The sequence below is a fragment of the Rhizobium sp. YTU87027 genome, from assembly GCF_050644135.1.
Taxonomy (GTDB): domain Bacteria; phylum Pseudomonadota; class Alphaproteobacteria; order Rhizobiales; family Rhizobiaceae; genus Rhizobium.
In genome coordinates this window covers 2,092,692-2,117,688 of the sequence record NZ_CP098440.1, presented here as the reverse complement: position 1 = coordinate 2,117,688, position 24,997 = coordinate 2,092,692, and the positions used below count along the sequence as shown (strand labels likewise).

General features: G+C 59.8%; 22 protein-coding genes. 10 read left to right on the top strand and 12 right to left on the bottom strand.

Annotated elements, in window-relative coordinates; genetic code table 11:
• Positions 1 to 13 precede the first annotated feature (13 nt).
• Positions 14 to 796 (bottom strand): class GN sortase, encoded by a 783-nt coding sequence (locus NBG89_RS10590; protein ID WP_431319926.1) that lies wholly within the window; start codon positions 794 to 796, stop codon positions 14 to 16.
• On the bottom strand, positions 793 to 3,129 hold the full coding sequence (locus NBG89_RS10585; RefSeq protein WP_431319925.1) for a marine proteobacterial sortase target protein: 2,337 nt from the start codon (positions 3,127 to 3,129) through the stop codon (positions 793 to 795). Before NBG89_RS10585 ends, NBG89_RS10590 begins: the two co-directional genes overlap by 4 nt.
• 20 nt (positions 3,130 to 3,149) lie before the next feature.
• On the opposite strand from NBG89_RS10585, the gene NBG89_RS10580 reads away from it, so the two are divergent.
• The 3 genes from NBG89_RS10580 (at position 3,150) to NBG89_RS10570 (ending at position 6,000) form a co-directional block, all read left to right on the top strand.
• Positions 3,150 to 3,449, top strand: coding sequence for a hypothetical protein (locus NBG89_RS10580; RefSeq protein ID WP_431319924.1), 300 nt, complete (start codon positions 3,150 to 3,152; stop codon positions 3,447 to 3,449).
• Positions 3,450 to 3,503: 54 nt separating this feature from the next.
• Entirely contained in the window at positions 3,504 to 4,706 is a 1,203-nt protein-coding gene (locus NBG89_RS10575) for a pyridoxal phosphate-dependent aminotransferase (protein ID WP_431319923.1), read from the top strand.
• Between the two features lie 139 nt (positions 4,707 to 4,845).
• Positions 4,846 to 6,000 (top strand): GGDEF domain-containing protein, encoded by a 1,155-nt coding sequence (locus NBG89_RS10570; RefSeq protein ID WP_431319922.1) that lies wholly within the window; start codon positions 4,846 to 4,848, stop codon positions 5,998 to 6,000.
• Between the two features lie 20 nt (positions 6,001 to 6,020).
• Here the strand turns inward: NBG89_RS10570 and NBG89_RS10565 are convergent, their stop codons facing one another.
• A complete protein-coding gene (locus NBG89_RS10565; protein WP_431319921.1) occupies positions 6,021 to 7,118 on the bottom strand; it encodes a calcium:proton antiporter in 1,098 nt (365 codons plus the stop codon).
• A 228-nt stretch (positions 7,119 to 7,346) separates the two neighbouring features.
• Here NBG89_RS10565 and NBG89_RS10560 point away from each other — a divergent pair, with 228 nt between their 5' ends.
• Positions 7,347 to 7,628, top strand: coding sequence for a DUF2188 domain-containing protein (locus NBG89_RS10560; RefSeq protein ID WP_088695356.1), 282 nt, complete (start codon positions 7,347 to 7,349; stop codon positions 7,626 to 7,628).
• Positions 7,629 to 7,656: 28 nt separating this feature from the next.
• Here the strand turns inward: NBG89_RS10560 and NBG89_RS10555 are convergent, their stop codons facing one another.
• Positions 7,657 to 8,568 carry a LysR family transcriptional regulator gene (locus NBG89_RS10555; RefSeq protein ID WP_431319920.1) on the bottom strand — a complete coding sequence of 304 codons (912 nt, stop codon included), beginning with the start codon at positions 8,566 to 8,568 and terminating at the stop codon, positions 7,657 to 7,659.
• 90 nt (positions 8,569 to 8,658) lie between these two features.
• Between NBG89_RS10555 and NBG89_RS10550 the strand changes: the two genes are divergently transcribed.
• Positions 8,659 to 9,669 carry an NAD(P)H-binding protein gene (locus NBG89_RS10550; protein WP_431319919.1) on the top strand — a complete coding sequence of 337 codons (1,011 nt, stop codon included), beginning with the start codon at positions 8,659 to 8,661 and terminating at the stop codon, positions 9,667 to 9,669.
• Between the two features lie 46 nt (positions 9,670 to 9,715).
• On the opposite strand, the gene NBG89_RS10545 is transcribed toward NBG89_RS10550, so the two are convergent.
• The 5 genes from NBG89_RS10545 to trxB all read right to left on the bottom strand — a co-directional run bounded on the left by NBG89_RS10545 (position 9,716) and on the right by trxB (position 14,642).
• A complete protein-coding gene (locus NBG89_RS10545; RefSeq protein WP_431319918.1) occupies positions 9,716 to 10,519 on the bottom strand; it encodes an aminoglycoside phosphotransferase family protein in 804 nt (267 codons plus the stop codon).
• 71 nt (positions 10,520 to 10,590) lie between these two features.
• Positions 10,591 to 11,712, bottom strand: coding sequence for an alkene reductase (locus NBG89_RS10540; protein ID WP_088695359.1), 1,122 nt, complete (start codon positions 11,710 to 11,712; stop codon positions 10,591 to 10,593).
• A 200-nt stretch (positions 11,713 to 11,912) separates the two neighbouring features.
• Complete coding sequence (locus NBG89_RS10535) at positions 11,913 to 12,206, bottom strand: ArsR/SmtB family transcription factor (RefSeq protein WP_088695360.1); 294 nt, start codon at positions 12,204 to 12,206, stop codon at positions 11,913 to 11,915.
• A 541-nt stretch (positions 12,207 to 12,747) separates the two neighbouring features.
• Entirely contained in the window at positions 12,748 to 13,644 is an 897-nt protein-coding gene (locus tag NBG89_RS10530) for a LysR family transcriptional regulator VtlR (RefSeq protein ID WP_007534166.1), read from the bottom strand.
• A 23-nt stretch (positions 13,645 to 13,667) separates the two neighbouring features.
• Complete coding sequence (gene trxB, locus NBG89_RS10525; RefSeq protein WP_431319917.1) at positions 13,668 to 14,642, bottom strand: thioredoxin-disulfide reductase; 975 nt, start codon at positions 14,640 to 14,642, stop codon at positions 13,668 to 13,670.
• A 235-nt stretch (positions 14,643 to 14,877) separates the two neighbouring features.
• On the opposite strand from trxB, the gene NBG89_RS10520 reads away from it, so the two are divergent.
• The 4 genes from NBG89_RS10520 (at position 14,878) to NBG89_RS10505 (ending at position 18,324) form a co-directional block, all read left to right on the top strand.
• Positions 14,878 to 15,345, top strand: a complete 468-nt coding sequence (locus NBG89_RS10520) for an Lrp/AsnC family transcriptional regulator (RefSeq protein WP_007534169.1) — start codon at positions 14,878 to 14,880, stop codon at positions 15,343 to 15,345.
• Positions 15,346 to 15,451: 106 nt separating this feature from the next.
• On the top strand, positions 15,452 to 16,261 hold the full coding sequence (locus tag NBG89_RS10515) for a glycosyltransferase family 2 protein (RefSeq protein WP_431319916.1): 810 nt from the start codon (positions 15,452 to 15,454) through the stop codon (positions 16,259 to 16,261).
• Between the two features lie 12 nt (positions 16,262 to 16,273).
• Positions 16,274 to 17,305, top strand: coding sequence for a glycosyltransferase (locus NBG89_RS10510; RefSeq protein WP_431319915.1), 1,032 nt, complete (start codon positions 16,274 to 16,276; stop codon positions 17,303 to 17,305).
• Positions 17,302 to 18,324 (top strand): glycosyltransferase, encoded by a 1,023-nt coding sequence (locus NBG89_RS10505; RefSeq protein ID WP_431319914.1) that lies wholly within the window; start codon positions 17,302 to 17,304, stop codon positions 18,322 to 18,324. Before NBG89_RS10510 ends, NBG89_RS10505 begins: the two co-directional genes overlap by 4 nt.
• 9 nt (positions 18,325 to 18,333) lie before the next feature.
• On the opposite strand, the gene NBG89_RS10500 is transcribed toward NBG89_RS10505, so the two are convergent.
• Both NBG89_RS10500 and greA read right to left on the bottom strand, forming a co-directional pair.
• On the bottom strand, positions 18,334 to 19,383 hold the full coding sequence (locus NBG89_RS10500; protein ID WP_431322664.1) for a glycosyltransferase family 4 protein: 1,050 nt from the start codon (positions 19,381 to 19,383) through the stop codon (positions 18,334 to 18,336).
• A gap of 31 nt (positions 19,384 to 19,414) precedes the next feature.
• Positions 19,415 to 19,891, bottom strand: a complete 477-nt coding sequence (greA, locus tag NBG89_RS10495) for a transcription elongation factor GreA (RefSeq protein WP_007534180.1) — start codon at positions 19,889 to 19,891, stop codon at positions 19,415 to 19,417.
• Between the two features lie 417 nt (positions 19,892 to 20,308).
• Here greA and NBG89_RS10490 point away from each other — a divergent pair, with 417 nt between their 5' ends.
• Positions 20,309 to 21,340 (top strand): alpha/beta fold hydrolase, encoded by a 1,032-nt coding sequence (locus NBG89_RS10490; RefSeq protein WP_431319913.1) that lies wholly within the window; start codon positions 20,309 to 20,311, stop codon positions 21,338 to 21,340.
• Positions 21,341 to 21,396: 56 nt separating this feature from the next.
• Here the strand turns inward: NBG89_RS10490 and carB are convergent, their stop codons facing one another.
• Positions 21,397 to 24,882 carry a carbamoyl-phosphate synthase large subunit gene (carB, locus tag NBG89_RS10485; protein WP_431319912.1) on the bottom strand — a complete coding sequence of 1,162 codons (3,486 nt, stop codon included), beginning with the start codon at positions 24,880 to 24,882 and terminating at the stop codon, positions 21,397 to 21,399.
• Positions 24,883 to 24,997: the final 115 nt, after the last annotated feature.

Sequence of the window (24,997 nt, the reverse complement as noted above, 5' to 3'; positions counted from 1 at the left end):
ATCTGCTTCAACCTCATTTGCCCCCGGATAACGGCTTTGTGTTTGACGATGGCACAGTGGCGGCTGGCTGCGGATCAACGAGTTCCGCTTCTACGATATAGCGCAGCGGGCCGCGTTCCGTCGCGCCGAAAGGCCAGCAAGTCGCGAGTATGAGATGGCGACCTTGCGCTGCCGGATCAATGCCGCTCTGGTCCCACGGCACGACGCGACCTTCGCCTGCCTTGAACGTCAGCACCTTGCCGTCACGACGCGTAACCTCGATCTCATCACCGGGTTTAACATCCTTCAGCCAGCGGAAATGGGTGTCGCGGTGGGCGGCGATGACAGACGTTCCCTCATCGCCGGGTTGGGGCGTGTCGGCGAGCCAGGCAGGGCCGAAGGCCAGCGCCTCTCCGGAGGCGCCCGAAAGGACAATCGCGTGCTTGCCGAGACGAGGTGCGGAGACCTCCGCTTCGGTTGTAAAATCCGCCCAGGGCCACGGCTTGGTGTCTTCGCCGCGAAGTTCGGCGGCAAAGGCCCTCTTCAGGAGAATTTGCGAGAGGTTCGCCTTGGCCTTGATGTAGAGCCCGTCGGCGACCAACAGCGTTCCGTAGAGCGCAAGCGCCGCGATGCTTACGGCAATGGCCTTTTCAACAATGGAGAGACGGGGCAACAGCGTGCGGCTTTCCTGTCCCGTCGTCGTATCGTAAGCAGTCGCCGCCGCGGTTGCCATGGCGAGCTCGAGATAGGTTGGAAGCGGACCGAACTCCTCCGCTTCGTGGTTTCGAACTCCTGCTCGCGAGCTCACTGGCGTCATTGCTTGGCTCCTGCGAAGACGCCGCGCACGCGCCGGCGCCAGATGGCGAGCCCGCTTGCTGCGATCAGTGCGGCGAGAAGCATGAAGATGCCGCGGACGATCTGCTCGTCTGCTCGCGTTGCCGTTTGTGGCAGCTTTACCGATGCAGACTTCTGCGCAATCAGCCCGGCGGCCTTCGCAGTCGGCGCGGCAGCCATACGCGATGCCGCAAGCTGGGCAAATTCCTGCTGGGGCGTTGCCATCGCATGATCGGGCGGGCTGGCAGGTGCGGGCAGCGCTTCTTCGCCAACGACCTTCTCGAAATTCCAGCCGTCGGGCAGGTTCAGCGGCAACTTCGCGGAGCCGACAGGTTCGCCGGTCGGACGCGCCGGTGTGACGTCGACTGCGACGAGGCTGGTCACGCGCGAGACAAGGTGGTGGGCGAGCGCTATTGCCTCGATGTCCTTGTCGAGCGAAGCGCGGTCTTCCCGTTCGTAGGCACGGGCTTCGAGATCATCGATCTTGCGCCGCGCCCAGAGCTTCGAGATGCCCTGGCCATTGGCGGCATTTGCGATATCCATGTCGACGTGCCAGGGCTGAAGGCCGGTCTTGCCGATGATATGCAGCTTGCCGGCGGGTTTTTCCTCCGGCAGTTCGGCTGTCAGGACGACCGGCTCGCCCGCATAGAGGTCAGGCATCGGATTCGGGGTGATGTCCTCGGCCTTTATACCTTCGAAGGTTGCCGCGATATCGGTCATTGCCGGGGCTTGCAGCTTCGCGAAAAGCTCTCCCGTGCGGCTCGCGACCTGGTCCGCGGACCCGATCTGGGTGAAGGTGCCGCGACCCATCTCGGCGGCCTTGGTCATGAAATAGGAGTTCGGGGCCGAGCCGATGCCGACGGTGAAGACGCGAGCGTCGCCGCGGTTCTGGCTGATTTCGCCAAACAACTGCTGTTCGTTGCCGATTGCGCCATCCGTCAGGAACACGACCTGGCGAAGCGCGCCGTTTGCGACAGGACCCTGGTTGCGCAGCGCATCCTGCAGTGCCGGCAGCATTTCGGTGCCGCCATCGGCGGTCAGTCCGCGAACGTAGGCAATGGCCTTCTCACGATTGTCGGGTGAAGCGGCAACGAGGCCGTTGAAGTAGTCGGTTATCGTGTCGTCGAAGCGGATGACGTTGAAGCGATCGTCGGGATTGAGCTTCGAGATGGCAAGCGCCAGGCTTTCCTTGGCCTGCTCGATCGACGGGCCAGACATGGAGCCGGAATTGTCGATGACGAAGACGACTTCGCGCTTGGCCGCATGCGAGGATGCATCAGGGGTTGCCGGCGGTGTAACGAAGGCGAGCAGATAGGTCTTGCCGTTGATGACCTCACGGAAAAGGCCGGCGCTTGGCGCTTTGCCCGGCGCAGCCCTCCAGGTGAGTTCGAAGTCCTTGTCAGCAGGAACGCTCTCACCTTTGAGCGAGATCATCCGGTTCTGGTCGCCGTCCTGCTTTATTTCTACGTTGTGGAAGGAGGACTTTACGTCGCCGAGTGGGAAACCGGCCTTGAGATTGACGGTAAGCGCGACGGGATTGATCTTGGCGTTTTCGCGGGGATCGAGAACCGGCGCCTCGATCCTCTCGCGATTATCCGCCGGGTCAGTCGGGACCGCGAAACCGGCGCCATTGTTGAATTCCACGGTCTGGACGATCGGCGCGGGATTGTAGCGCGGGGCGACGACCATCGGAAAGCGCAGCGAGAACTCGCCGCCTGACTGATGGATAGCCTGTTGGTATTCGATCTGCACGACAATCGTTTCGCCCGGGCCGATGTTGGCGACCTGGTTGGTAAAAATGTTGGGGCGCTGCTGCTCGAGAAGGGCAACCTTCTTGCCTTCCGCCTTTGCCTGTTCGTAGATCTCGCGCGCTTCTTGGCGCGGCTTGATCTGACCCTCAATGAAGCGCTCGCCGATCTGCATCTTCAGCACGTCTACCGCGGCGTTTTCCGGAAGCGGAAAGACGTAAGTGCCCTCGACCCAACCCTTGCTTGGGTTCTGGAAGCGCTGCGTGACCTTGACGCGGGCGATGGGCCCGGACACGTCCATCTGCACATCGGTCTTCAGGCGCGGTGCCTCGACAAAGTAACCGGGTTCCTTGGCGGGAAAGAGGAGCGAGCCGCTGTTGACGTCGTTCGGTCGAACGAGACCAGCGAGCTGCTCGACCTTCTGCTGACCTTCTTCGGCGTAAACCGTCGTGACGAGGCCGAACGTCATAAGGATCGACGCGGCGAAAGCCACGAATGCAACCAGCAGTGAGATGGATACACGATGGGCGCGAAGGCGCCTTATGACAAGTTCGTCTTCCAGAAACATGGGTATGCCCTCAATAACCAATGTCGGATGCAACAAAATGCGGCTTCGATCTCGGCGCGCTCGCGACCGAATTGCGGCATGCCGCGGCATTTGTTGCGGCCAATTCGTGGCAAAGCCTGAAAAAGGCGAAGTTTTTGATTTCAGGGCGTAAATCGGGCTCTCTTCAGAAACTGCTTCAGGTACTTCGCAAAATGATTCATCGGGCTAAGCGGGCGATGTCGCGAATCGGCAATCGCATGAGCCGACCGATCACGAAGAATCATTGGCACCATCACGCCTTTGCGCTTGAAATGCCTGCTCACATTGGACATAGAGCTTAGCGCAGAATTCCGGTCCCGGCCTTCTGCCCAAATCAACCGTATAGGACCGATATCATGGCCTTTCTTGCCGATGCTCTTTCCCGTGTGAAGCCTTCAGCCACCATCGCCGTTTCCCAGAAAGCGCGCGAGCTGAAAGCAAAAGGACGCGATGTGATTGGCCTCGGCGCCGGCGAGCCGGATTTCGATACGCCAGACAATATCAAGAAGGCCGCCATCGACGCGATCAACCGCGGCGAGACAAAGTACACGCCGGTTTCCGGTATCCCTGAGCTGCGCAAGGCGATCGCCGCGAAGTTCAAGCGCGAGAACGGCCTGGAATACTCCTGGGAGCAGACGATCGTCGGTACCGGCGGCAAGCAGATCCTCTTCAATGCCTTCATGGCGACGCTAAACCCGGGCGATGAAGTCGTCATCCCGGCGCCGTACTGGGTGTCCTACCCGGAAATGGTATCGCTATGCGGCGGCACGCCTGTCATCGTTTCGGCAACGCAGGAAAACAACTTCAAGCTCCAGGCGGCCGATCTCGACAAGGCGATCACGCCGAAGACGAAGTGGTTCGTCTTCAACTCGCCGTCCAACCCGTCCGGCGCTGCCTATACGCAGGACGAGCTGAAGGCGCTGACGGACGTGTTGCTCAAGCATCCGCATGTCTGGGTTCTGACCGACGACATGTACGAGCATCTGACCTATGGCGACTTCAAGTTCGTCACGCCTGTGGAAGTCGAGCCGAAGCTCTACGACCGCACGCTGACGATGAACGGCGTCTCCAAGGCCTATGCCATGACCGGCTGGCGTATCGGTTACGCAGCCGGCCCGCTGCAGCTCATCAAGGCGATGGACATGATCCAGGGCCAGCAGACCTCCGGCGCAACCTCGATTGCCCAGTGGGCCGCCGTCGAAGCGCTGAACGGCACGCAGGATTTCATTCCCGCCAACAAGAAGATCTTCGAAGGCCGCCGCGACCTCGTCGTATCGATGCTGAACCAGGCCAAGGGCATCACATGCCCGTCGCCGGAAGGCGCCTTCTACGTTTATCCGTCCTGCGCCGGCTTGATCGGGAAGACCGCGCCATCGGGCAAGGTCATCGAGACGGACGAAGACTTCGTGTCTGAACTTTTGGAGAGCGAAGGCGTTGCCGTCGTTCATGGCTCGGCCTTCGGCCTCGGCCCGAACTTCCGCATCTCCTACGCGACGTCGGAAGCCCTGCTCGAGGAAGCCTGCAAGCGCATTCAGCGCTTCTGCGGCGCCTGCAAGTAAGCCTCCGATCTACCTATTGCTGAAAAAAGAACCCGTCGGAAACGGCGGGTTCTTTTTTGCAGGCGGGCAATTCAATCTTCGCTAACAACTGTCGCCTATCTGTCGGCCCAACTTCTCTGACTCTGATGTTTTCGGGATCATGACCATTCATCTCGACTTGGCGACCGTTCTCCTGCTGCACCAATGTTCGTTCCTGGTAGGTGCTCTGTGCTTCATTTACATGCGTCTTCAGTCGCGCAGCGGTGAAGGGTTGGGAGCGCTTGCCGCGAGTTACTTCTCACTGGCTTTGGCGTCGGCGCTTGCTGGATTGGGAGAACAGCATCTTCTGTCGGTTCCTGTTTGGGGATTCGGCAGCGTTACCTTGGGTGTCACCGGATACGCATTGTTCTGGATCGGCATTCGCGGATTGAGCAGCGGCAAGCAACGGCGCATGGACTGGTGGGCCCTTGCCATTCCGGCCGTTGTGGCGATCCTTGCGTTCGTGACGCAATTTCATGTCGTGGGTTATATGCGCGGCACCATCGGCAACGGCTTTGCATTTGCGTCGCTTGCAGCATCCGCGGTGTGCGTATTGCGAGATCGTGCACGCGAGCGATTGCCGGTCCGGCTCTTGCTTGCCATCCCAATCGCGCTTGGCGCGTTGCTGGCCCTGCTCGTGATCGTGGGCCTTCTTGTTCCTGACGTCGCGCCTATGACGCCGATATGGGCCTTCTTCTTGCGCATCATGTGCCAATTCGCAATTGCGCTGTTCGTCATCATCCTTGTCACCGAACGGACCGAAGCGGAATTGCGGTGTGCTGCCGAGACCGACATGCTGACGGGCGTCGGCAACAGGCGCTGGTTCATGTCGCGCATGCCGCGCACGGCGCTCGAGGGCAACGCGCTGTTGTTGATGGATCTCGACTTTTTCAAACAGGTAAACGACCGCTTCGGCCATGATGCCGGTGACGCTGTTCTTGTATCGTTTGTCGAGGCGATCCGTCGCAACCTGCGGCCTGGCGACCGCTTCGGCCGATTGGGTGGAGAAGAGTTCGGAGCGTACCTGCCAAAGACGGCTGCAAGCAAGGCTCTCGCGATGGCGGAGAGCCTGTGCAATGTCGTACACGGTCTTACGGTGGAATGTGGCGGCGAACGGATATCGCTGACGGTGAGCATCGGCGTTGCCGCCGTCGGGGAACGCCAGTGCTCACTGACCGATCTGTTCAAAATGGCCGACGCCGCGCTCTATACTGCAAAGGATTCCGGCCGTGACCGTGCGGTTCTATTCGAGCCGAGCATCCGCGCCGCTGCGTGACGATTTGTTTGTTGAGATCGTCAAAGACCGAGCGCCGACAGCATCAGGAACGTTGCAAAGAGGATGAAATGCGTCATGCCCTCGATGGCGTTGGTTTCGCCGTCGTTGAGGTTGATCGCGGCCGCGATCAGCGTGATCGCCACCATAACCGTCTGGACGGGCGTCATGGCCATGATGAAAGGTTGGCCGGTATAGAGGGCGATCGCCTCCATAACCGGAACCGTGAGGATGACAGTCGAAAGGGAGGCACCCATGGCAATGTTGACGGTCGCCTGCATGCGGTTGCGCAGCGCCGCTCGCAGCGCCGTCAGGATCTCGGGCGCCGCAGAAATCGCCGCCACGACGATGGCGGTCAGGGCGACGGGAGCGTTCGTATCTCGCAAGCCTTCCGTCATGAAAGCCGACATGAACTCCGCCAGCAGGCCGATGATCACTACGCCGATCAGGATCGTCGCGACGGACGCGGCCGTGGACTCCTCGGTTGAGTGCTCCGCCGGATCGGATTTCTTCCGCTCGCTTCGAGGGTAGGCGTAGCTGAAGAAGTAGCTGTGCTGACCGACCTGCATGCGCAGGAATAGGCCGTAGAGCGCGATCATCGCGACGATGGTGAAGGCGGAATAATAGTGCCATTTATCTGTAGGCACGAATTCCGGGACGATCATCGAGATGCCCATGGCGGTCAGGATCATGACGCCATAGGTCTTGCCCGAATTGTCGTTATATGGCTGTTCTCCGTGTTTCAAGCCGCCGAGCAGGGCGGCGAGGCCAAGGATGCCGTTGATGTCGAGCATCAGGGCCGCATAGATCGTGTCGCGAACAAGGGTGGGGGAGCTTTCGCCGCTCATCATGATCGCAAGGATGATCACTTCTACGGCAACGGCTGACAGCGTCAGAATCATCGTCCCGTAGGGATCGCCGACCTTGATTGCCAGAATCTCCGCATGATGGGCGACGCGAACCGAGGCAACGACGATGGTGGCGACAAGCGCTGCGGCCGCGATCAGCGCTGCGCCGCGCCCCATCTCAAGGACAGCGTGTTCCGAGAAATACGCGACAGCGGCGACGACCATTGCCAGCACCAAGAACATTTCGTCTTTCAGTCGCGACACGATTTCCACGGAAAGCTCCGACCTTGATTCACCCAACAAGTCTAAAGCGATGATTTTGCATGGCAAGCGAGCACGGGGAGGAGTGCGTTTGCAGTCTTGGGAATTTAATGGAATACTAACGTATCGGTCAGCCGGAAGCATATCGCGGCGCCCACTCGTCTCTTGCAACGCGGCCCGCGCAGAACTGGATGCAATCCGGTCAGTGTTCGGGCGCGAACAAGAAGAGGAGTGAGATGTATGGTCAAGGTGGTCTACGAGGTCGTTCCTCACGACGGGGGCTGGGCCTACCGGTTGGGCGGTGTCTATTCCGAAGCATTCCCGACACACTCCGAAGCGCTCGAAGCAGCCCGTATCGTTGCGGCCGAACAGCAGGTTGGCGGTGACTCCGCCGAGATCAGCTGGCAGGATGACAAGGGGAAATGGCACGAGGAATACGCCGAAGGTGGTGATCGGCCGGAGACGGAGGTTGTCGATGGCACCTGGAAAAGCCACGCCAGCGAAACCTCGCCTCGCGCATAAGGATGCTATATCGTTGCCGATGCGATGATCATCCTGCGTGCTTGCGCGCCGTTCCTTTCACATATTTCGTCAGGCCGTCTACCAGCGCGTCGAATGTGACGCGGTAGCGGCGCGCGGTTTTGGTTCCTTCATGCATGACGACCCAGGTGTCGAGCGGTATCCGGAAAGACTCCGGCAGGACTGGCAACAGATCGGGATCTCGTGCCGCAATACCCATTTGGCAAATTCCGATCCCCAATCCGGCCCGAATTGCTGCGATTTGCGCGTGTGGATTGTCGCTCTTGAAACCGAAGGCGAGGCCATCCGGCAATGGAAAGCGCGCCATCATGGTCCTGATATAGGCGGTCTGCCGGTCAAAACCGACAAGGCGGTGGCGGGCGAGATCGGCAATCTCCTGGGGCAGGCCGTGTTGCTCGAGGTAGCGGCGGTGGGCGTGAAAGCCGAGCGGTATCTCTCCGATACGGCGGCCGATGAGCTGTTCCTGAACCGGTTCTGCCATCCTTACGGCAATATCCGCCTCCCGATTGAGAAGGTCCTCGATGGCGTCCGATGCCGAGAGCTCGATGTTGAGGTCCGGATGCGCCGCCATGAGAGGTGTGAGTATGGGCGGCAGTACCTCGACACCGATGACCTCGCTGGCACTTATCCGGACGGTACCTGCAACCCGCTCCCGATGTCCCGACGCAGTTCGCAACAGGGCGGCGGATGTCGCCGCTAGCGTTTGGGCGTACGGCTTCAATTCAAGGGCCGCGTCCGTGGGCAAAAGACCGTTCGGCGAGCGGACGAAGAGCTGCGAGCCGATTGCTTCCTCCAGCGCGTCGATGTGCCGTCCGACCGTCGGCTGTGTCAGGCCAAGCTCGCGCGCTGCCGCCGAAAGCGATCCATGTTCCAGTACAGCCAGCAGCGTTCGATAGAAATGCCAGTCGGGTTCTCTGTTCATGTATTTATGTATATCAGCGCTACGAATTTAGTCAATTTTGTTTAGGCAGGAGCGACGGCATGATGCGTTTACGAACTGACGGAGATCATCATGACGGAACAGAATGGACAGATTGCCTTGGTGCTAGGTGCAACCGGCGGGATCGGAGGCGAAGTCGCCCGGACGCTCGCCGCGCGCGGTTGGCGGGTAAGGGCGCTGAACCGGGATGCAGCAAAGGCCCGCGTGAAAGCGCCCGACTTCGATTGGGTCCAAGGAGACGCGATGAACGCGAAGGATCTCATGACCGCGGCGAAAGGTGTCAGCCTCATCGTTCACGCGGTCAATCCGCCGGGTTACCGCGATTGGGAAAAGCTCGTTCTCCCGATGCTCGACAACACCATTGCTGCCGCACGTTCCGTCGGTGCGCGCGTAATTCTGCCGGGCACAGTCTATAATTTCGGACCGGATGCCTTTCCGGTTCTTCGGGAAGACAGCCCGCAACATCCCGTTACGAAGAAGGGAGCGATACGCGTCGAAATGGAAAGGCGGCTGGAGATTGCCTCGCGGGCTGGTCTGCGGGTCACTATCGTTCGTGCAGGCGATTTCTTTGGACCCGGGGCCGCGAACAGCTGGTTCTCGCAAGGTATGGTCACGCCGGGGAAACCGCTGACCACCGTCAAGAATCCGGCGCGGCGAGGTATCGGGCACCAATGGGCTTATCTGCCTGATGTCGCGGAAACGATGGTCCGTCTCGTCGAATGCGGTGACCGCCTGCCATCGTTTGCCGTTTATCACATGGACGGATTCTGGGACGTCGATGGTTATCAGATGGTGGACGCCATCAAACGGGTGGCTGGCCACCGACTAAAGACACAGGCTTTTCCCTGGTGGGTGGTGCCGCTGGCCGCTCCCTTCGTTACCTTCATGCACGAGTTGAAGGAGATGCGTTACCTCTGGCGGGAGCCATTGCGGATGTCGAACGACCGATTGGTCGCCGAGCTCGGCAGCGAGCCACACACACAAATCGACGAGGCTGTTCATGCCTCGTTGGTCTCGCTCGGTTGCCTGCCGGCGACCGGCCGGGAGGTCGAAGGTCGCGTTTCGGTGTCAGCGGTCCATTAGTACGGGTTTCGAAGTTCGCGCATTCGGCCTCGTGGCGTCCTCGATGTCAGGTGCGCTGTAGCTCGGCCAGTGCGATGCGTGCGACGGCAAGCGGGCTTTCGGCTTGAACGGTCGATCCATCGCCGAGAAACCAGGCGGCCGACAGGCCGGAATAAGCAACAATCCATTGAAGCAGTCGTTTCGGCTGGAGGCGAGCCTCGCTAGCGACGATCCCAAGCTGCCTCTGCAGGCGACCGGGAGCGTTTATTGTCGGAAGGTCTTCGTTGGCGAAGATATTGGCGTAGTCAAAGCCGCGTTCGCCGATAAGGCCTTTCGGGTCGATCGCCAGCCAGCCGTGCTGTTCGAAATCAAGGATGTTGCTGTGGTGAATGTCCCCATGCAGGACGACGGGATCGTTCTGGTCTGCCAGCAATGTTTCGGCAATCGCATTGCACTGAACCAGTATGCCGCCATGGACGCTCGCCGCCGGCGCGAGGTCGCGAAACCAGCGGGTCAGCGGAATGAGCTCCGGCTTGGGCTGCTCGCGTGGCGCGTGAAGCTTTGCGACAGTGCTGCAAATGATGCGGGTTGCCGTATCGTCAGCGCCATCCATTGCCATCGCCAGAAGCGAGCGCCGGCCCATCGCGCGTTCGAGCAGAACGGCTTCGCCGTCGTGCGCGTAGACCCTTGCCGCACCGATGCCGTCCCACCACTGCATCAGGGCGCCTCCCGCGCGCTCTGCCTCGTCCCTGGAGGTTTTCAGCATCGCGGGCCTGTCGTCCCAAAGGACGGGCAACAGGTGGCTGGAATGGGTAATGATCGGTTCACCGTCGACAGTCAGTCGCCAGCGCTTGAGATGCGATTCGAACATGGTGTCATGCTAACCACGCACTCGAAAATGAAAATCCCGCCGGATGGCGGGATCTCCTTGGTAGATATGGCTCAGGCCGCCTTCTCTTGCGTCGGATAGTCGACGTATCCGGTCGCGCCGCCGCCATAGAGTGTCGCTTGGTCAAGGCCCGCGAGCGGCGTGTTGTCCTTGAGGCGCTGGACGAGGTCCGGATTGGAGATGAACGGTTTGCCGAACGCAACGAGGTCGGCGCGGCCGCTTTCCACGGCGTCGATTGCCATGTCACGGTCATAGCCGTTATTGACCATCCAGCTCGCCTTTCCACCAGCCTTCTCGTAGGCGTCGCGAAGCGCCTTGTAGTCGAAGGGCTTGTCGCCTTGCTGATAGTTGCGATCGCCGCCGGTCGCACCTTCCACGACGTGGATATAGGTGAGATCATACTTTGCCAGACCTTCGACCACATAGGTGAAGATCGACTGTGCATCCGGGTCGGAGGAGTCGTTTGCCGGCGTCACGGGTGAAATCCGGATGCCGGTGCGGCGAGCGCCGATCTCGGCGGTGATAGCGTCGACGACTTCGAAGAGGAAACGTGCGCGGTTTTCGACCGAGCCGCCATATTGATCCGTGCGGTCGTTGATGCCGGAGCGTAGGAACTGGTCAATCAGATAGCCGTTTGCGGCGTGGATCTCGACGCCGTCGAAACCAGCTTCGATCGCGGCGCGCGCTGCCTTGCGATAGTCTTCGACAATGCCTGGGATTTCCGAAGTTTCGAGGGCCCGCGGCTCAGAGGTCGGCGCGAAGCTTCCCGTACCATCCGGATTGACGAGATAGGTCTTGGACTTCGCGGCCGTATTCGTCGAGGAAACTGGCTTGCCGCCGTTCGGCTGCAGCGTCGTATGTGAGATACGGCCGACGTGCCACATCTGAACGACAATCTTGCTGCCCGCTGCATGCACGGCGTCAGTCACTCGCTTCCAGCCGTCGATGGCTTCCTTAGAGTAGAGACCGGGAACGTCTGCGTAGCCCTGGCCCTGATGCGTAATGGCCGTTGCCTCAGTCACGATCAGCCCAGCTCCCGACCGCTGGCGGTAGTATTCGACGTTGAGGTCGTTCGGAACGGCGCCCGGCGATCGGTTACGCGTAAGTGGCGCCATCACAATGTGATTCTTGATGGCAATATCGCCAACGTTTGTCGGTTCGAAAAGCTTGCTCATGGGAGTCCTTTCTTAGTGCTGGGAGATCACTCGGCCGAGGCGGACGTGCCTGCCATTCGGCGAAGGGATAGGTGAGGGCGGTTGCCACACGCCCGATCAACGGCAGAGGTCGCAAGCGGTGCTGCCCGGTCGTGGTTTCGTACACACGGGTGCCGAGCACGAGTGCGCTCGGACAACGCATCGCAAAGGCAACCAGCATCCTACAGATCCTTCGAGAGTTGATTGAGGAAAGCCGCGATGGTTTCTTCGTTGCGCTTGTAGAAGATCCATTGGCCAACGCGCCTTGTCGTTACGAGGCCTGCACGACTTAACGTCCCGAGATGTGCTGACACAGTCGATTGAGAGAGGCCGCATCGCTCGAACTGGCTGGCGCATATCCCCATCTCCAGCGGATGCTCCTGCGAGGAGAAGTGATCCTCGGGATTCTTCAGCCAATTCAGGATCTCCATCCGTGTCGGGTGGGCTATCGCCTTCAGGATTTCGTCTTTGTCCATCGTCGTTCGTCGAACTATAAATCGTTTCTAGACGATATATGGATTGACCATTCTCGATATGCAAGTCACGACGGCGTGAATTGTTATTGTTTCCTGCCTGGCTAAATTTTGGGCAAAAAAAGAGGGCCACCGAAAGATCGGGGCCCTTTAAAGGTGTGAAGGTCAATAAACCTCCAGAGGGGAACAGCTAACGCGGTGGCACTGGGAGAGAAGCCACGAAATGCATCAGCTGAGTGGGATATGATGCTTTGAGAGGCAGATTGCAATGCATGTTTGCGCATGCCTGCTATGCGCTGCACAATTTTCTGCTGCAGTGCGAAAAAATCGGGCAAAAAAAGAGGGCCGCCGAAAGATCGGGGCCCTTATAGGTGTGAAGGTCAAAACCTCCAGAGGGGAACAGCTAATGCGGTGGAACTGGGAGGAAAAGCCACCGTGTGCATCAGCTATAAGCGATATGGTGTTTTAATGAGCAGACGGCAACCCCAATTTATGCATGCCAGACATGCATGCATTGCAAGGCTTGTATTTCTGGGCTGGACAACTAAAAGTTCCAGTTGCGCGCCTTGCTGACAATGAAGTCCCGGAAAGCCTTCAGTTTGGCGGCATTCTTCATTTCGTCGGGATAGCAGAAATAGGTGTCAAACGAGGGCACGTCCGCGTTGATTGGCAGCTGGATGAGGCCAGGGTCGCGTCCAACAATATAGTCAGGCATGCAGGCGATGCCCATTCCAAGCAGGCAGGCGCGCTTGATCGAGGTCTGGCTGTTGATCTGCAGATGCGGGATGCGCTTGTTATCGGACGAGCGTCCAGCAACCTCAAGCCAGTTGACGTCAAGCAGATAGCTCGGTGCTGGTTCGCCGAATGTGATGATGCGATGGTTGTCGAGGTCTTCGACCGTCTGTGGCTCGCCATGGCGGTTGATGTAGGAGGGGGCCGCATAGACGTGCATGTGAACGGTGAACAGCTTGCGCTGGATCAGATCGGACTGCACCGGCTGACGTAGACGGATGGCGCAATCCGCGTAACGCATGTTGACGTCGACTTCCTCGTTGTCGAGGATCAGCTGGATCTGGACGTCCGGATAGAGCTGCATGAACTCCTGGATCTTGTCCGTCAGCCACCCTTGGCCGAGGCCGACCGTCGTGGTGACGCGCAGCTTTCCGGTCGGCGTCTCCGTCGTTTCGGTCAGCTGCATCTTCACGGTTTCGAGCTTCAGCAGCACGTCGTGAGCGGTGCGATAGAGCAGTTCGCCCTGTTCTGTCAGGATCAGACCGCGCGCATGGCGGTGGAAGAGCTTGGTGCCGACATCCTGCTCTAGCGCGCTTACCTGGCGGCTGATCGCGGACTGAGACAGATGCAGTTTATCCGCAGCGTGCGTGAACGAACCCGCTTCGGCAGCTGCGTGAAAGATACGCAGCTTGTCCCAATCCAATGGCATTCCACCACCCCTCATAGCCGATCCTACTCCGCGGCCACGGCAACGGGCATATGGCCCGTCAGATATCGTTCGGCTTCGAGAGCTGCCATGCATCCCATGCCGGCGGCGGTTATCGCCTGGCGGAACGTATCGTCGGTCACGTCACCTGCGGCATAAACGCCTTCGAGGCTGGTCGCCGTCGAATCCGGTGCGGTCCAGAGATAGCCATTGTCCTTCAGCTTCAGCTTGCCCTTGAAGAGCTCAGTCGCCGGAGCGTGGCCGATTGCAACAAAGACGCCGTCGACTGCAACCTCGGTGATTGCACCCGTGCGCGTGTCGCGAAGGCGGGCGCCCGTAACGGACGGCGGCATTGGCGGCTTGGACGGCGTGCCGGTGATTTCCGCGACCTCGGTGTTCCAGAGGATTTTTATGTTTTCCTTCGAGAACAGACGCTCCTGAAGGATTTTCTCCGAACGGAAGCTGTCGCGACGATGCACGACCGTCACCGACTTCGCGATGTTCGAGAGGTAGAGGGCTTCCTCCACAGCACTGTTGCCGCCGCCGACGACGATGACGTCCTTGTTCCGATAGAAGAAGCCGTCGCAGGTCGCGCAAGCAGAGACGCCGAAGCCTTGGAAATGTTGCTCGCTCTCGATGCCCAGCCACTTCGCCTTGGCGCCGGTCGCGATGATCAGCGTATCGGCTGTCCAGACCTGACCGCTATCTGTGCGGGCCACGAACGGGCGCTGGTTCATCTCGACTTCGGTGACGATGTCGTTGACGATCTCCGCGCCGACATGCTTTGCCTGCTGGAGCATTTGATCCATAAGCCATGGTCCCTGTATGGGATCGGCAAAGCCCGGATAGTTCTCCACATCGGTGGTGATCATCAGCTGTCCGCCTTGCTCCATGCCGGCGATCAGAACTGGCTTCAGCATTGCACGGGCTGCATAGACGGCAGCCGTGTAGCCGGCAGGGCCGGAGCCGATAATGAGCACCTTGGTGTGGCGGGCGGACATGGGTATTTCCTTTCGACTGTCAGGAGAGCGGCGGCTAAGAGGCGAATGAGGCCGTTTCGCGATCCATTCGCCATTTATGAACGTCCAGTGCTTTTATTCAAGGGCAGCCTTGCGTTACCAACAAGGCTTTCTCGGGCGCGCTGTGCAACGATCCATCGCTGAGTTGAAACTTTCTTGCGAATTTCGTCGCTTTATATAGAAGCTGGCGATCACGAATTAAAGGAAGGGCAGGATTGTGCTTCGCGCCGAACTCGATGCCATCGATATAAAGATACTGCGTGAGCTGCAGGCAGACGGACGGATGACCAATGTCGAGCTCGCCGACCGCGTCGGCATTTCGGCACCGCCTTGCCTTCGCCGGGTGCGAAAGCTCGAAGAGACGGGCGTCATCGAAGGCTATCACGCGATGCTGAACAGCCCGAAGCTCGGCTTCGATCTTGTTGCCTTCTGCATGGTTGGCCTCAAGCATCAGTCGGAGGCCAACCTCAAGGCCTTCGCAGCGGCGACGGCGCAGTGGCCTCTGGTGCGTCAGGCCTGGATGGTTTCAGGAGACAGCGACTTCCTTCTGCATTGTGTGGCAGAGAACCTGACGCGCTTCCAGGACTTCGTTATCGAGGTGCTGACGGCGAACGAGCACGTCGATACCGTCCGGACGATGCTGACGATCAGACAGGTTAAGCGCGTGGGCTTGGTCGAAGTCTGAGCGGCCAAAGAGCAGCAAGCAATGCTCTATGAATGAAACGGCTTATGCCTTAATGAAGGCGCTTTGCTAGCCGTTTTGCCGCGAAAGAAGACACGAAGCTCGTTCAATGACCAAGTTGCCTATTTCCGCGTTCATCATTTGCTTGAACGAAGAAGCGTATCTCGGCAATTGCATCGAGAGCCTGGATAAGTGCGCGGAGATTGTGGTCGTTGACTCTGGTTCGACGGACGGCACCGTTGCCCTGCTGCAATCCTACATCGACAAGGGATGGCCGATCCGGTTGTTTCACGAGAGGTGGCGTGGCTACGCGGGGCAGAAGCAATTTGCGCTTGATCAGTGCACGCAGCCCTGGCGCTTGAACATTGATTCCGATGAACGGCTCGATGCGCCGTTGAGAAAGCTTTTGCCAGAGCTTATTGCCGCTTCAGACGATATCGTTGGCTGGCGTGTAGCGCGCCGCCCCTATCTGATCGGCTACGGTTATACGCCCGAGCATGTGCACGAGCGGAAGAACCTACGGCTCATCCGCAAAGGCAGAGGCGCTTATGATCTCACGCAAACTGTTCACGAAGGCATCGTGCCGACCGGGCGGGTTCAGGATGCCCCATCGGGGAGCCTGCTTCACTTCCGGCCACTGGTCATCGACGAGCAAATCCTCAAGGAGAACAAATACTCGACCTTGAAGGCTGACCAGCACTTCGCCTTGGGCGAGGGGACAACCTTTGTCAGGCTAATTTTCAGTCCTTTGCTCTATTTCTGGCGTCTGTATTTTCACAACGGCCTGTGGCGCTGCGGACAATCGGGCTTTATCGAGGCTATGACTGGCGCAGTCTACGCGTTTCTCACGCAAGCGAAGTTGTATCAGCGCAGGGCCGCGGAGCGGCATCCGAGCTTTGACGACGCAGGAAGACACTAAGGTTCCATCGCGATGAAGGTAATGCATATTCATTTCGGCAAGGAGGGTGGTGCCGAGCGTTTCTTTGTCAACCTCGTCAATGCGCTCCACGATCGTGGCATCGAGCAACGCGCGCTCATTCGCCCCGATCGCAGCTGGCGCAAGGATATAGAAAAATGCGGCGAGGTTTATGAGGGGACGTTTCGGCGCATTTCGCTTTCGCGCTTTATCTTGTCGGCGCGCATGCGCGCCATCCTGAATGAATTTCAGCCTGATGTGATCATGTCGTGGCAATTGCGCGCGAGCCGTTTCATGCCGCGGTACAAGAACGCTCGGCGCATTTCACGGCTCGGAGATTATCCGGAGCACCTCGGCTACTATCGCAATTCCGAAACGCTTATCTGTATTACACCCGATATCGCCAAGCGGGTACGCGAACTCGGCTGGACGCGCGGCGTTGAAATCATTGCAAATTTCACCCGCTCGGCTCCAAGCGAGCCAATTGCTCGGGAAGCACTGCAAACACCTGCAGATGCCTTCGTCGTCATCGGCATGGGGCGCTTCGTAAAGCGGAAGGGCTTCGATGTGCTGATCAAGGCCATCGCAAAGACACAGGGCGCATTTCTGTGGCTGCTGGGCGATGGGCCGGAGCGCGAGAATCTTGAAAAACTTGCTGACGAGCTCGGCTTACGCGACCGTGTTCGATTTGCGGGATGGCAGACCAACGCCTATGCGTATCTTGCGTCCGCCGATGTCTTTACCGTGACCTCGCTGCACGAGCCGCTTGGGAACGTGTGCCTTGAAGGGTGGGGCGCCGGCAAGCCTACGATTGGTTCTCGCGCCGAGGGACCGAGCTGGGTGATGACGGACGGCAAGGACGCGCTGATGGTCGATTGCGGCGATGTCGATGGGCTTGCGAATGCGATCGCGCGCGTTCGCGACGATCCGGCCCTGCGCACCTCGTTGATCAAAGGCGGCCAAGACACCCTTGCGAACCGTTTCTCCGAGGAAGCGATCACGCAGGCTTACATCCGTTTGTTCGAAACCGGGAAGAGCGAACCGTGAGGGTGATGCATTTCCACTTTGGCAAGGATGGCGGAGCCGAGCGGTTCTTCGTGCATCTTGTCAACGCCTTGGCCCTGCGCGGTGTCGAGCAGAGCGCGGTCATCCGGCCCGATCGGATCTGGCGCAAGGATCTGCCGGCTTCAGTCGGGATTTATGAAAGCAACTTCCGCAACCTGTCGCTGGATCGGATTCTCCTGCCGCTGTGCGTTGCTCGCGAGGCCCGACGGATTCAGCCAGATGCGATCATGGCCTGGGCACCTCGCGCGAGCGAACTGATGCCTGACCACAAGGGATGCATCAAGATCTCCAGGCTGGGGGATTATCCGACCAATCTCAGCTATTTCAAGAACTCCGACATTCTCGTCTGCAACACGCCTGGCATTGCCGAACATGTGCGCGAGCTGGGCTGGACGAGGGGAGTCGAGGTGATCTCGAACTTCACGAGCACTGGGCAAGTGGCCCCGGTCGATCGCGCGACGTTCGACACGCCAGCGGATGCGCCCGTCGTGATGTCGATGGGCCGTTTCGTGCCGCGCAAGGAGTTCGCGCTGCTGACGGCGGCGGTTGCGAAGCTTCCGGGCGTCTATTTGTGGCTGGCGGGCGAAGGCGAGGAACTGGAGAACGTCAAGAAGGTCGCGGCGGATCTTGGCGTGACGGACAGGGTGCGTTTTCTGGGCTGGCAGAAGGACACGCGACCGTTCGTGGCGGCTGCCGATATCTTCGTCATGCCGTCAAACCACGAGCCGCTTGGTAATGTCATTCTGGAGGCCTGGGCGCAGGGCAGGCCCGTCGTTTCCAGCCGCTCCGAAGGCCCTTCCTGGTTCATGCGGGATGGCGACAATGGGCTTCTCGTTGATATCGGGAATACCGATGGGTTCTCGCAGGCCATCGCAAGGCTAATCGACAATCCGGTGCTCGCCGCAAAGGTTGCCGCGGGCGGGCGCGAAACGCTGATGAAGCAGTTCTCCGAAGAAGCGATTGCCAACGCCTATCTTGAGCTTTTCAGACGCAAACCTTGAGGCTGTCGCTCAAAGCGACTGGTAGACCGCGCTGAGCTTTCGGGCTTCACCCTCAATGCTGAAGGCAGCGGCTGCGTGGGCGCGCGCGCGAACCGAGGCCTGCTGGCGGCGGGTTTCGTTGTCCATGAAGAGACCGGACGTTTGAACCATTGCATCGAGATCATCGCGCGGGACGATAACGCCGGTTTCGTCGGCGCCCGTTACTAGCAGTTCCGGGAATGCGCCGACGTCGGTAGCGACAACAGGGACGGCCGTTGCCATCGCTTCGAGCGGCGTCAGACCAAAACCTTCCCAGCGCTGCGGCGCAATGAAGAGGTCGAGCGTTCGGTACCAATCGTTGATATTGGTGTGTTCGCCGACGAAAAGAATACGGTCGACCAGGCCGGCTGTAGCGACACGCGCTTTCAGTTCCTTCTCGAACTCGGCGTGCTGGGCTGTTGCGCGTCCGGCAACAATGGCGATCCAATCCGGCCGGGTTGGCAGCAGGCGGATCATGCTGTCGACGAAAAGATCCGTGCCCTTCTGATGGCGCACGCGGCCGAAGCAGCCGACGATCGTCTTCGTGGCATCGAGACCAAGCAACTGTTTGGCAGTTACCTTGTCATCAGCTGGCGAGAAGCGGGTCGTATCTATTCCGTGCAGCACGACCGTGTTCGGGACTTCCAGATAGTTCGCCGTCTTACCGCTGGTTGCGATGACGGCATCCATTCTGGAGATCAGCCATTTGGTCCAGCCGGTGTGGCGGCGCTGAGAGGCTGACGTGAAGACGATCTTCAACGGCATGCGCAGGATATCGCGCATCAGAATGGCGGGCAGCATCTCGATGTTGCGACGGGCGTGCCATATGCGAAAGCGCTTGGCACGCGGCGGCTGCCATAGCTTCAACAAGTCACGAAAGTGGATATGCGGCAGGGATGCCGGAAGGCCCGGTCCAAGAGCGGCAATCTTCTCGCCGAGTGCGCGCTGGACCGGAATCAACTGAATGATGGTTGAGGTGACGCCGGAGAGCCGCTTTTTGAAGTTCGGCGCAATAATCTCGACGTCACTAACGTTGACGATAGCCGGTTGGCCGAGACCGTCCACGGATCAATCAGCCCCAGGAAATGGAAAGGACTTCGTAGGCCTTGGAGCCGCCGGGCGCATTGACTTCGATGGAGTCGCCGACTTCCTTGCCGATCAGTGCACGAGCGATCGGGGACGAGATGGAAATTCGCCCAGCCTTGACGTCGGCTTCTTGATCGCCAACGATCTGATAGGTCTTTTCTTCTTCGGTGTCCTCGTCGACGAGTTTCACCCTGGCGCCGAACTTGATCTTGTCACCGGACATCTTCGACAGGTCGATGACTTCGGCGCGAGCAGTCAGGTCTTCGAGCTCGCTGATCCGGCCTTCGTTGTGGCTTTGGGCTTCCTTGGCGGCATGGTATTCGGCATTTTCCGAAAGGTCACCATGCGCGCGGGCTTCGGCGATCGCCTCGATGATCCGGGGACGTTCCTCCTGCTGACGCCAGCGCAGTTCTTCCTGCAGCTTGACGAAACCACCCTGCGTCATCGGTACCTTATCAACCATTTTTTTGTCCTTCACTCCCCGCATCCGCTTAGCCGCGGACACAAAAGAAAACAGGTCCCGAAGGGGAACTTCGGAACCGTGCAACAATCCTAACTTCTGTCGTTATAGCAGATCGCCACCGCTGATTTCCATAAAATTCGTATCGCTACTCGAAGGCGCGCTGTTTGCGACCGAAAACCCGGGCACTCCTGACTTTTGGGGACTGAAACCCATAGTGAATAGAGGATGGTGGGTTCTGAATGTAGAGCATTACCGCTGCCAGCTCCAGCAGGCGGAGCCAAGGCCGGTGATCGCAAATGGGGCAGCGGCATTGTTTGCGCTCACGGGTTGCGGTCGAGCGTTGGCGTCATCGGGTTGAATCTGTAAGCTGATACGATCGTCCCAGGCGGTATGGGCTGGTTGGCGCAGGAGGGGAAGATGAGCGACAACTATATCATCAGTGCCAGAAAGCGGTCCGGCGATGCATTAATTGCCGAACCTGGACCGATTAAATTTCTGAAGGTACCTGCTGCGCTCGACAGATACGATGCGCGCCAGGCAGTCTCCAGCGCGAAGGACTGGGTCGCGGAGGTGCAGGGGCTCGCGGATGGGGACGAAAACCCGAACTCGATCGGCCCGCGCGGCGATGTGCTCATCTTCGTGCACGGCTACAACAACGACATTCCGACGGTTCTAAAACGCATCAGGCAGCTTCGCGCCGACATGCGCGCGGAAGGCTGGCATGGCGAGATCGTGGCCTTCGACTGGCCGAGCGACAATCAGACACTGAACTATCTCGAGGACCGATCGGATGCCGCCGCTGTCGCAAGCGAGCTCGTGACGAAGGGTATTCGGCTCCTGAAGCAGAGCCAGCAGACCGGCTGCGAAACCAATGTGCATCTGCTTGGTCATTCCACCGGCTGCTATGTGATCATGGACGCCTTTGCACAATCGGACAAGCAGGGCGATCTTTTCAAGGCAGACTGGCGCATCGGCCAGGTCGCGTTTATTGGCGGCGATGTCTCTACCGACAGCCTATCGCTTGCGAGCGACTGGAATCAGCCGATGTTCCGCCGGATCATGCGGCTCACCAACTACTCCAATCCGTTCGATTCCGTGCTTGCGGTGTCCAACGCGAAGAGGCTCGGCGTCGCGCCGCGCGTCGGTCGTGTCGGATTGCCGGCGTCCGTTAACGCTAAGGCGGTGGATGTCAATTGCGGTGAATATTTCAAGACGGTCGATCCAGCTTCGCAGCCGCAGATTGGTTCATGGACCCACTCATGGCACATCGGCAATCGGGTTTTTGCCCGCGACCTTGCCATGACGCTGGAAGGTGCGATCGATCGCCACGCCATTCCGACGCGGCGTGAAGAAGGGGGTAAGCTGATTTTGCTGGATCGGCCGCGACCGGCCTTTCAGGATGCCTGGAACGTCAAGGCGGACGCGCAGGATGCGAGGGCGCGAATCTAGCGACTTCGAGGCCGCAAGAAGAAAGGCCGACGCTGATGACGCGCCGGCCCTATTTATCAGAAGTAGCTCTGCAGCGGACGAACTTCCAAGTTGCCGGCCCGCAGTGCCTTGATTGCCTGCGCGGCCGCCTCGGCCCCTGCCATCGTCGTGTAGTAGGGTACCTTCTGCATGAGGGTCGCTCGGCGCAGCGACTTCGAGTCGGAGATTGCCTTGTTGCCGTCGGTGGTGTTGATCACCAGTTGAACCTGGCGGTTGCGGATCGCATCTTCAATGTGCGGGCGACCTTCCAGAACCTTGTTGACCTTCGTCGCGGTGATCCCGTTTTCGGCCAGGAAGCGCTGCGTGCCGCCGGTTGCCAGCACCTTGAAGCCTTCGCCGACGAGAACGCGGATCGCAGGCAGAACGCCTGCCTTGTCCGCATCGCGGACGGAAACAAAGACGGTGCCTTCACGCGGCAGTTCGACGCCCGCCCCAAGCTGCGACTTGGCGAAGGCTAGCGCAAAATCGGTGTCGAGGCCGATGACTTCACCGGTCGAGCGCATTTCCGGGCCGAGCAGGGTATCGACGCCCGGGAAGCGCGCAAACGGGAAGACGGCTTCCTTGACGGCAATATGCTTCAGCGCGCGCGGATCCGGCTTTTCGCCGTAGGCGGCAAAAGTGGCGTCCAGCTTCTCGCCTGCCATGACGCGCGCGGCGATCTTGGCAATCGGAGCACCGATCGTTTTTGCGACGAAGGGCACGGTTCGCGAGGCGCGCGGGTTCACTTCCAGCACATAGACGGTGCCGTCCTTGATGGCGAACTGTACGTTCATCAGACCGCCGACGTTCAGGGCCTTGGCCATGGCCTTGGCCTGACGCTCCAGCTCGTCGAGCAGCTCCTTCGAGAGCGACCGTGGCGGCAGCGAGCAGGCGCTGTCGCCGGAGTGAATGCCGGCTTCCTCGATGTGCTCCATGATACCGGCGACGTAGACGTCGGTGCCATCGCAGAGGCAGTCGACGTCGACTTCGATGGCGTTGGTCAGGTAGCTGTCGAAAAGCAGCGGGTTCTTGCCGAGCAGGGTGTTGATCTGGCCGGTCTTGTCGTTCGGATAGCGCTGCTTGATGTCTTCAGGCACGAGTTCCGGGACGGTATCCAGCAGGTAGGTCTGCAGCTGGCTTTCGGCGTGGATGATCTGCATGGCGCGGCCGCCGAGAACATAGGACGGGCGCACGACCAGTGGGAAGCCGATCTCAGCCGCGACGAGACGGGCCTGCTCGACCGAGTAGGCGATGCCGTTGTTCGGCTGGTTGAGGTCGAGCTTCATCAGAAGCTTCTGGAAGCGGTCGCGGTCTTCGGCAAGGTCGATCATGTCAGGCGCGGTGCCGAGGATCGGGATGCCGTTCTTCTCAAGTGCTTCGGCAAGTTTCAGCGGGGTCTGGCCGCCGAACTGAACGATGACACCGACGACTTCGCCCTTTTCCTGCTCCGCGCGCAGGATTTCGATCACGTCTTCGGCCGTCAGCGGCTCGAAGTAGAGGCGGTCCGACGTGTCGTAGTCGGTCGAGACCGTTTCCGGATTGCAGTTGATCATAATCGCTTCGTAGCCGGCATCCTTCAGCGCGAAGGCGGCATGGCAGCAGCAATAGTCGAACTCGATGCCCTGACCGATACGGTTCGGACCGCCGCCGAGAATGACGACCTTCCTGCCGTCGGAAACCTGGGCTTCGGAGCGCAGCGCGCCGACGAAGGGCGTTTCGTAGGTCGAGTACATGTAGGCCGTCGGCGAGGCGAACTCGGCAGCGCAGGTGTCGATGCGCTTGAAGACCGGACGGACGTTCAGGCTGTTGCGGAGTTCGGCGACTTCCTTCGGACGCTTGCCCGTCAACGTGGCGAGGCGGGCGTCGGAGAAGCCCATTGCCTTCAGCATGCGCAGGTTCGCGGCGTCGGTCGGAAGGCCATGTTCGCGGATGCGGGCCTCCATGTCGACGATCGACTTGAACTGGGCGATGAACCACGGATCGATCTTGGAGCCTTCGTGTACCTCTTCCGGGCTCATGCCCGTGCGAAGCGCCTGGGCGACCATGCGCAGACGGTCCGGCGTCGGCGTGCCGATAGCGGCTCGGATCGCGTTCTGGCTGGATTCGCCTTCTTCGACATCCGGAATTTCAATCTCGTCGAGACCGGTGAGGCCGGTTTCCAGACCGCGAAGTGCCTTCTGCAGCGATTCAGCGAAGGTGCGGCCGATTGCCATGACTTCGCCGACAGACTTCATCGCGGTGGTGAGTACCGGCGAGGCACCCGGGAACTTCTCGAAGGCAAAGCGCGGGATCTTGGTGACGACATAGTCGATCGACGGCTCGAACGACGCGGGCGTTGCGCCGCCGGTGATGTCGTTTTCCAGTTCGTCCAGCGTGTAACCGATGGCGAGCTTGGCGGCAACCTTGGCGATCGGAAAGCCGGTGGCCTTGGAGGCGAGGGCGGACGAGCGCGAGACGCGCGGGTTCATTTCGATGACGACGAGGCGGCCATCCGCTGGGTTGACGGCGAACTGCACGTTCGAGCCGCCGGTTTCGACGCCGATCTCGCGCAGAACCGCGATCGACGCGTTGCGCATGATCTGATATTCCTTGTCGGTCAGCGTCAGCGCGGGCGCGACGGTGATCGAGTCGCCCGTGTGGACGCCCATCGGGTCGATGTTCTCGATCGAGCAGATGATGATGCAGTTGTCCGCCTTGTCGCGGACGACTTCCATTTCATATTCCTTCCAGCCAAGCACCGACTCTTCGATCAGGACTTCTGTCGTCGGCGAGGCGTCGAGGCCGCTGTTGACGATCTCGAAGAATTCCGAGCGGTTGTAGGCAATGCCGCCGCCGGTGCCGCCGAGCGTGAAGGACGGGCGGATAATGGCAGGCAGGCCGACGTGATCAAGTGCCTGCGCGCCGATCGCCATGGCATGCGCCATATAGCGCTGCTTGCGGTCGCTCTCGCCGAGGTTCCAGTGGTTTTCCAGCTCGTCGAGCGCCTTGTCGAGCTCGGCGCCGGAGAGGCTCTCGCGCAGCTTGGCGCGCTCGGCTTCGTGGGTCTTGCGGTCGGCATCCTTGATGTCGGTGGCGTTTGCAAGCATCGAGCGCGGGGTTTCGAGGCCGATCTTCGCCATCGCCTCTCGGAAGAGCGCGCGGTCCTCGGCCTTGTCGATCGCGGCCGGCTTGGCGCCGATCATCTCGACATTGTAGCGATCGAGGACGCCCATGCGCTTCAGGGAAAGCGCGGTGTTAAGCGCCGTCTGGCCGCCCATGGTCGGCAGCAGCGCGTCGGGACGTTCCTTGGCGATGATCTTGGCCACAACTTCGGGGGTGATCGGCTCGACATAGGTGGCGTCGGCAAGACCCGGGTCGGTCATGATCGTTGCCGGGTTGGAGTTGACGAGGATGACGCGGTAGCCTTCCTCTTTCAGCGCCTTGCAGGCCTGGGTGCCGGAGTAGTCGAATTCGCAAGCCTGGCCAATGACGATCGGTCCCGCGCCGATGATGAGGATCGATTTGATATCTTGGCGCTTCGGCATGGGCTCTTTTCCGTTTCCTAGCTGCGCAGAAAGCCGGCCAGGGTGGGAGGCACCGGCCGGGTCGCGCATATGATGGTCTTTTCAGGCTAGAAGCGGCTTATAGGCAAATGTATTT